This window comes from Streptomyces sp. MBT65, from assembly GCF_016612545.1.
In the GTDB taxonomy this organism is placed as follows: domain Bacteria; phylum Actinomycetota; class Actinomycetes; order Streptomycetales; family Streptomycetaceae; genus Streptomyces.
The window spans coordinates 1-6,283 of the sequence record NZ_JAENRY010000411.1; the positions used below are offsets into that span (position 1 = coordinate 1).

The window sequence follows — 6,283 nt, forward strand, 5'->3', positions numbered from 1 at the left end:
GGGCTATCTGCTGAAGGACCGGGTGTTCGACGCGGAGCAGTTCGTGGACGCCGTACGGCGGGTGGCGGGCGGCGGGACGGTGATGGATCCACAGGTGATCCAGCAGTTGCTGGCCCGGCGGGCGGCCGACGACCGGCCGCTGGGGCGGCTCACGCCCCGGGAGGTCGAGGTGCTCGAACTGATGGCGCAAGGGCGGTCGAACGTGGCGATCGCGGGGCAACTCGTCGTGACGGAACGGGCGATCGGGAAGCACACGTCCAACATTTTCGCCAAACTGGGACTGGAAGTCTCCGACGACGACAATCGCCGCGTGCTGGCGGTATTGGCCTATTTGGACTGGGGACGCTGAGCACTAGCTGTGAGTCGATCACAACTGCTGGTGTTTAAAGGGCAGTTGCCAGGGGACTTACCCAAGAATCTCTCATCAGTTTCTGAGACGGCTGAACACTCCTGTGACCCCCTGCGTATCAAAGGGCGCCGCTTCACTCCTGTCGGGCGCCCTCGCTGCCCCGCAAGGAAGTCAGAGGAGTTCCATGGGACGCAATGATCGTAAACGCCGTACGCCGATGGCCACCAAGGCCATTGCTGCCTCGGCTGCCCTAGCCATCGGGGGGGCCGGGCTGATCTGGGCGCAGATGAACGCTTCGGCGCATGAGTCCAGCTCATCGGGCCAGAACGCCACGAAGGCCGCCGCGGCCAGTGCTGTCGCGACGATCGCCTGCCCGGACGTCGGCCAGCAGCTGACGAACGTGCCGCAGAAGGCTCGTCAGGGTGTCGCCGTCGAACTGGCGAACCTCGACAAGCAGATCACCGAGGCCTACGCCCGGCTCGCCTCGACGCGTCAGGCGCAGGCGAACGACGCGAGCTTCGTGCAGAACGCGATCGTCGGCCCCCTCAAGGAGAAGCGGGCCGCGACGATCGACCGCATCCGCATCGACATCCAGCGAGTGGGCGGCACCGTCAACGCGACCGCGCTGGCCCAGCTCGCCGCCTGCACCACGCAGAACGCCACCAACACGACCACCGCGGGGGGTCAGAACAACGGCGGCGGCAAGAACAACAACGGCGGTCAGAACAACAACAACGGCGGCCAGAACAACGGCGGTCAGAACACGGCGGCGCCGAGCGCCAGCGCTTCCGCGCCCGCCGCCAACAACGGTGGTCAGGCCGGCAACGGCCCGACGGCGGCGGACTTCGTGGACATCACGAAGGTCGCGGCGAACGTCCAGGCGAAGCCGCAGAACAGCGGCCAGGCTTCGACCGGTACGTTCACCACCAAGTGCGGCGTCAACGCCAACAAGAACCACAACACCGACAACGTCATCGTGGCGCCCGGCGTGACCAACGGCGCGCACCACGAGCACGACTACGTCGGCAACCAGAAGGTCAACGCGTTCTCCACGAACGACTCGCTGCTGGCCGCCCCCTCCAGCTGCCAGAACCAGAGTGACCTCTCGTCGTACTACTGGCCGGTCGTCCGTGTGCAGGACGGCACGAAGGAGTTCGACCAGAACGCGCTCGGCGGTGGCCAGGAAGGCAACGTCGGCAAGATCCTGACCGCGCAGTCGGCGCAGATCAAGTACGTCGGTTCGCCGGCCAGCAAGGTCGTCGCGATGCCGCAGTTCCTGCGCATCATCACCGGTGACGCCAAGACCCTCACCAACGGTCTGGCCAACGCCAACGCGCACTGGAGCTGCACCGGCTTCGAGAACAAGGTCCAGCTGACGGAGCAGTACCCGATCTGCCCGCAGGGCAGCAACGTGGTCCGCACCTTCGCGTTCCAGAGCTGCTGGGACGGCGTGAACATCGACAGCGCCAACCACCGTACGCACGTGGCCTTCGCGGACCCGGCGAGCGGTGTCTGCGGGAACGGCTTCAAGGCCATCCCCCAGCTGACGATGCGCCTGGTCTACAAGATCACGCCCCCCACCATCCAGGCGGACGGCACCGTGAAGAACGCCTACGCGGTGGACGGATTCCCGGAGCAGCTGCACAAGCCGTCGACCGACCACGACGACTTCATCAGCGTCACCAAGAACAACCTGGCGGCGAAGATCGCCAACTGCATCAACACCGGCAAGAAGTGCCAGTGAGTGCAGGTAGCCGGTAAGACCCGGTAGCACGAGAGCGGGCGGTGGGAGAACCCACCGCCCGCTTTCGTGTGTGCCCTGGCCTAACCGGTGTCGACCCTGTGAGGGGTGTGAACCGGTGACAGCCTTTTCAGCTGGTGTGCTTCGAGTGGTCGGTGCCGATCTCCTCGGAGCCGCCGAGCGTGGTCTGGAGCTTCTTGACGATCTTGTCGGTGCCCACGACGACCCACTTGCGGCCGACGAGGTAGAACCCGCCGTAGTCCTTGGCGTCGTTGATCCACTCGCGCTGGCCGCGGTCGGTGGCGAAGGTCGCGAGGACGAACTTGCCGTAGCTCATCTTGCAGATGGCCTGGCGGAGTTCGTCGGCGTCGGTCTGGATGTCGGGCGTGCACTTCACCTGGGCCGCCAGGCTCTCCAGGCTGCCGCTGGCCTCCGTCGGAACGGTCGCGGCCTTGGTGTCGGCACCGCAGCCCACCAGCGCCAGCGCCGCCGTGGCGCCGGCCACCGCGAGCATCGGTCGGGTCAACCTCATCTGTCGTTCCTCCGGTCGTCCGGTCAGCAGCATGCCGCAGTCGGCCCCGGCGAGGGGCCTTCTCCTTCGATACGGCCCCAAGCTGCCCGGCGCTCAATTCGATCGTCCCGGGCTGTACACGTGTGCGAAGGTGGCGCCCGTGAACCAAGACTGGGAAGACCGTACGACCGCCGCCTGGGCGACCTTCGACGACTATCCGGAGGCGCGTGCCGCCGACTTCCGGGCCGTGATCGACGCGCTCGTCGCCGAACTCCCCGACGGCAGCCCGCTGGGGCCCTTCGAGCGGGCCTGCGCCTGGGACTCGACCGGGCACTCGGACCGGGCCGTTCCGCTGTACCGGGAGGCGCTGGCACTCGGGCTGCACGGCTACAAGGGCCGTCGCGCGAAGATCCAACTCTCCAGCTCGCTGCGGAACATCGGGCAGGCGGAGGAGGGCGTCAAGCTGCTCACGCCCGAACTCGACGGCCCCTCGGACGAGTTGGACGACGCGGTCCGCGCGTGCCTCGCCCTGTGCCTCTCCAGCCTGGGCCGCGACCGCGAGGGCCTGTCCCTCGTGCTGGGCGCCCTCGCGCCCCATCTGCCGCGCTACCAGCGGTCGATGGCGAACTACGCGCGGGCCCTGGTCGAGCCCGAGACCTGAGTCGCCCGGGCGGCGGTGACCAACTCACCATTCGCTCGTTTTGCTGAACGTGCAGTCACAGGATGTCGCCAAGCGCCCCGCAGCTTCACCCACCGACCCGGTCGTCGATGTCGAACAGGCCGAGGCCGCGCTCGTCGAGCACTATCCACGGCTCGTCCGGCTCGCCTATCTGGTGCTCCCCCCGAGCCTCGGCCGCAACCGGCGCGTCCTGACCGCGCACGCCCTCACCCAGCGCGCCCTGCCCAGGGGCCGCGCGTCGGCGTCCGTGATCCCGGCCCAGTCGACCGGGCGGGACGGCGACCCGGGCTACGCCTTCGTCCGCCTCCAGGTCGTGCGTACGGCGCTGGAGGCCGGCCTGCCGCTGTCGTTCCGGGCCTGGCCCAAGCGTTCCCAACTCCCGCCGCTGCTCCCCCAGGTGCGGGGCCTGCGGCTCTTCCCCCGCTCGGGCGGCGCCGACGAACTCGCCCTGGACCAGCGGCTGTCGGCGCTGTCCGGCCCGGCGCGCGCGGTGTACGTGCTGCGCGGCCTGGAGAAGCTGCCCGAGGGCGACGTCCGCAGGGTGCTCGCGGCGGCCGGAGTCGAGGAGGTGGACGCGGCGCTGCGCGAGGCCGACGAGACGCCCGCGCAGTACGAGTTGCTCGACTCCCCCGAGTTCGACCCCTGTTCGCTGCACGCCCGGCCCACCGACCTGATGCGCCGCCGCCAGCACGGCAAGGCCGCGCTCGCCGCCGCCGCGGCGATCGCCGTGTGCGGGGCGCTGGTCGCGCTGCCCGGCGGCGGCTGGGGCCCGGACGGCGCCGCCGCGCCCGCGTACGCGCAGAACCCGGCATCCCAAGCCGCCCTGGATCCCGGCAGGTTGACGAGGATCGCACCGACCGCGTGGACGTCCTCCACCCGCGAGGACTTCTCCGTCTGGCCCGCCCGCGGCGACCTCACGGACGACACCGCCCTGCTGCGCCGCGCCCTCGCCGTCTGGGCCCGCCCCGGCGAGTCCGTCCAGGTCTCGGCGACCCCCGGCACCCCCTCCGGCGGCCCGGCCGGACCACCCCAACTCCTGTACGCGGGAACGGTCGACAACGCGCGCGTGGTGATCCTCTACGACGGCCTGCGCATCGCCCGTTACGCCGAACCGAAGGACGGCACCAAGGGCGCCGCGCTGGACTTCGCGCGGGTCGACGGCGCGACCGGGGCCGAGGCGGACGCGGTGGTCCTGGACCGCGCCGACGGCAACGTCCGCTATCTGACGGCCCCTTGGGTGAGGAAGGCGGCCGAGCGCGACCTTCAGAAGCCGAACGCCGGCGCGCTGCCCATGACCCTCACCGACGGGATCACCTCCCCACTGGCCAGCCCCGCCCAGGCGACCGGCGCGTGCACGTCCTGGAACGTGCTCCAGCTCACCGACGGCTCCGGCACCCGCCTGCTGAGCGACCTCGGCGAACTGGTCCCGGCGCACCTCACCGCCGGCCGCCCCGGCTCGCCCCACGAGGTGTCCGGCACCCGGACGCAGCACGCGTGGGCGCCCTTCGCCTGCTCCCTCGGCGCCATGCGCTCCCTGGGCGTACGGTCCGTGAACGCCTGGCAGTACGCCGAGCAGCCGCTGCCCGACGCGAGCGGCACGGCGGAGTGGGTGTGCACCCGGGCCGAGACCTGGCAGGGCGGCGGCGAGCGGGTGCTGGCCCAGTTCCGCACGCCGGGCGGGACCTACGGCGCGGTCGCCGCGAAGGCGCAGGACGTGGCCGCGTGCGGGGCGCGTGACCCGCATGTACTGGCCGGAGTGCTGTGGAAGTCGGCGGCGGGCTCCTGGTACCTGCTGGCCGCGGGCAGCAAGGACACCGCGGCGGTCACCGCGACGGGCGGGGTGACCGGCTCGGCGCGCGGCGGCCTGCTGACCGTGAGGACGAAGCAGGGCGTCCAGGCCGAGCTGAAGGGCACGCTGGACGACGGCCGGACGATCACCGGACTGCGCTAGCCGACACCGACCTGGCTGACACCGACCTAGCTGACACTGGCGTCAACAAGTACCCGCAGAAGGGTTCCCCCCGGACTTACCCGTCAGTACATTGACGCCATGTCCAATAGCCCGCTCAAGGCCCGCAAGGTGTCCTTCTCCTGGGAGGGCACCCCGCTGCACTGGGTGCCCGGTGATCCGTTCACCACGCACACGATCAACGTGCTGCATCTGCTGCTGCCCGCCGGCGAGCGGTGGTTCGTGCACGTCTACAAGCAGGTGCTGCCCCTCATCCGGGACGAGAAGCTGCGCGAGGACGTGATCGGGTTCATCGGCCAGGAGGCGATGCACTCCCAGGCCCATGACGAAGTCCTCCCGCACCTCAAGGAGTTGGGCCTCGACCCGACCCCGTACACCGCCCAGGTCGACTGGTTCTTCGAGAAGCTGCTCGGCGACCGCACGCTGCCCCCGGGCCGGGCCCGGAAGTGGTGGCTGCTGGAGCGGGTCGCGATCATCGCGGCGATCGAGCACTACACCGCGTTCCTCGGCAACTGGGTGCTGAACGCCGAGGAGTTGGACCGGCGCGGCGCCGATCCCACCATGCTGGACCTGCTGCGCTGGCACGGCGCCGAGGAGGTCGAGCACCGGTCCGTCGCCTTCGACCTCTTCCTGCACGTCGACGGCAACTACCGGCGGCGCGCCCGCACTTGGGCCACCGCGTTCGCCGCGCTGATGTTCCTGTGGCAGCGCGGCGCCCGCTTCTTCATGGCGAACGACCCGACCCTCGTGGACGGCAGGGCGAGCTTCAAGGACTTCTACGTCGCCGGCCGGCGCGGCACCCTGCCCGCCACCGGGGACATGCTCAGGTCCATACCCCGCTATCTGAGCCGCGCCTACCACCCCTCCCAGGAAGGCAGCACCGAACAGGCCGTCGCCTATCTGGCGTCCTCGCCCGCGGCGACCGCCGCCGAGAAGAGGGCGGAGTAGTGCCGAAGCCGCTCACCGTCGCCGCCCTGGCCGGCGCCGCGCTCCTGACCCGCCGGGCGCTACGGCGCCGGCCAGGGCGGCGACGG

General features: G+C 70.3%; 6 protein-coding genes. 5 read left to right on the forward strand and 1 reads right to left on the reverse strand.

Annotated features, from left to right (window positions below):
* Together JHN63_RS46620 and JHN63_RS46625 are read left to right on the forward strand one after the other, a co-directional pair.
* Window positions 1-349 (forward strand): LuxR C-terminal-related transcriptional regulator (locus JHN63_RS46620; protein WP_200691199.1); only part of this gene is annotated, 349 nt, incomplete at its 5' end.
* 184 nt (window positions 350-533) lie between these two features.
* Window positions 534-2,093: a DUF1996 domain-containing protein gene (locus JHN63_RS46625; protein WP_200691200.1), complete on the forward strand. Its 1,560-nt coding sequence runs from the start codon at window positions 534-536 to the stop codon at window positions 2,091-2,093.
* 127 nt (window positions 2,094-2,220) lie between these two features.
* Here JHN63_RS46625 and JHN63_RS46630 read toward each other — a convergent pair whose 3' ends face one another.
* Complete coding sequence (locus JHN63_RS46630) at window positions 2,221-2,622, reverse strand: hypothetical protein (protein WP_200691201.1); 402 nt, start codon at window positions 2,620-2,622, stop codon at window positions 2,221-2,223.
* 139 nt (window positions 2,623-2,761) lie between these two features.
* Between JHN63_RS46630 and JHN63_RS46635 the strand changes: the two genes are divergently transcribed.
* The 3 genes from JHN63_RS46635 (at window position 2,762) to JHN63_RS46645 (ending at window position 6,197) form a co-directional block, all read left to right on the forward strand.
* On the forward strand, window positions 2,762-3,262 hold the full coding sequence (locus JHN63_RS46635) for a tetratricopeptide repeat protein (protein ID WP_200691202.1): 501 nt from the start codon (window positions 2,762-2,764) through the stop codon (window positions 3,260-3,262).
* A 49-nt stretch (window positions 3,263-3,311) separates the two neighbouring features.
* Window positions 3,312-5,231 (forward strand): hypothetical protein, encoded by a 1,920-nt coding sequence (locus JHN63_RS46640; protein ID WP_200691203.1) that lies wholly within the window; start codon window positions 3,312-3,314, stop codon window positions 5,229-5,231.
* Between the two features lie 99 nt (window positions 5,232-5,330).
* Window positions 5,331-6,197, forward strand: a complete 867-nt coding sequence (locus tag JHN63_RS46645; protein ID WP_200691204.1) for a metal-dependent hydrolase — start codon at window positions 5,331-5,333, stop codon at window positions 6,195-6,197.
* The last annotated feature ends 86 nt before the right edge of the window (window positions 6,198-6,283 follow it).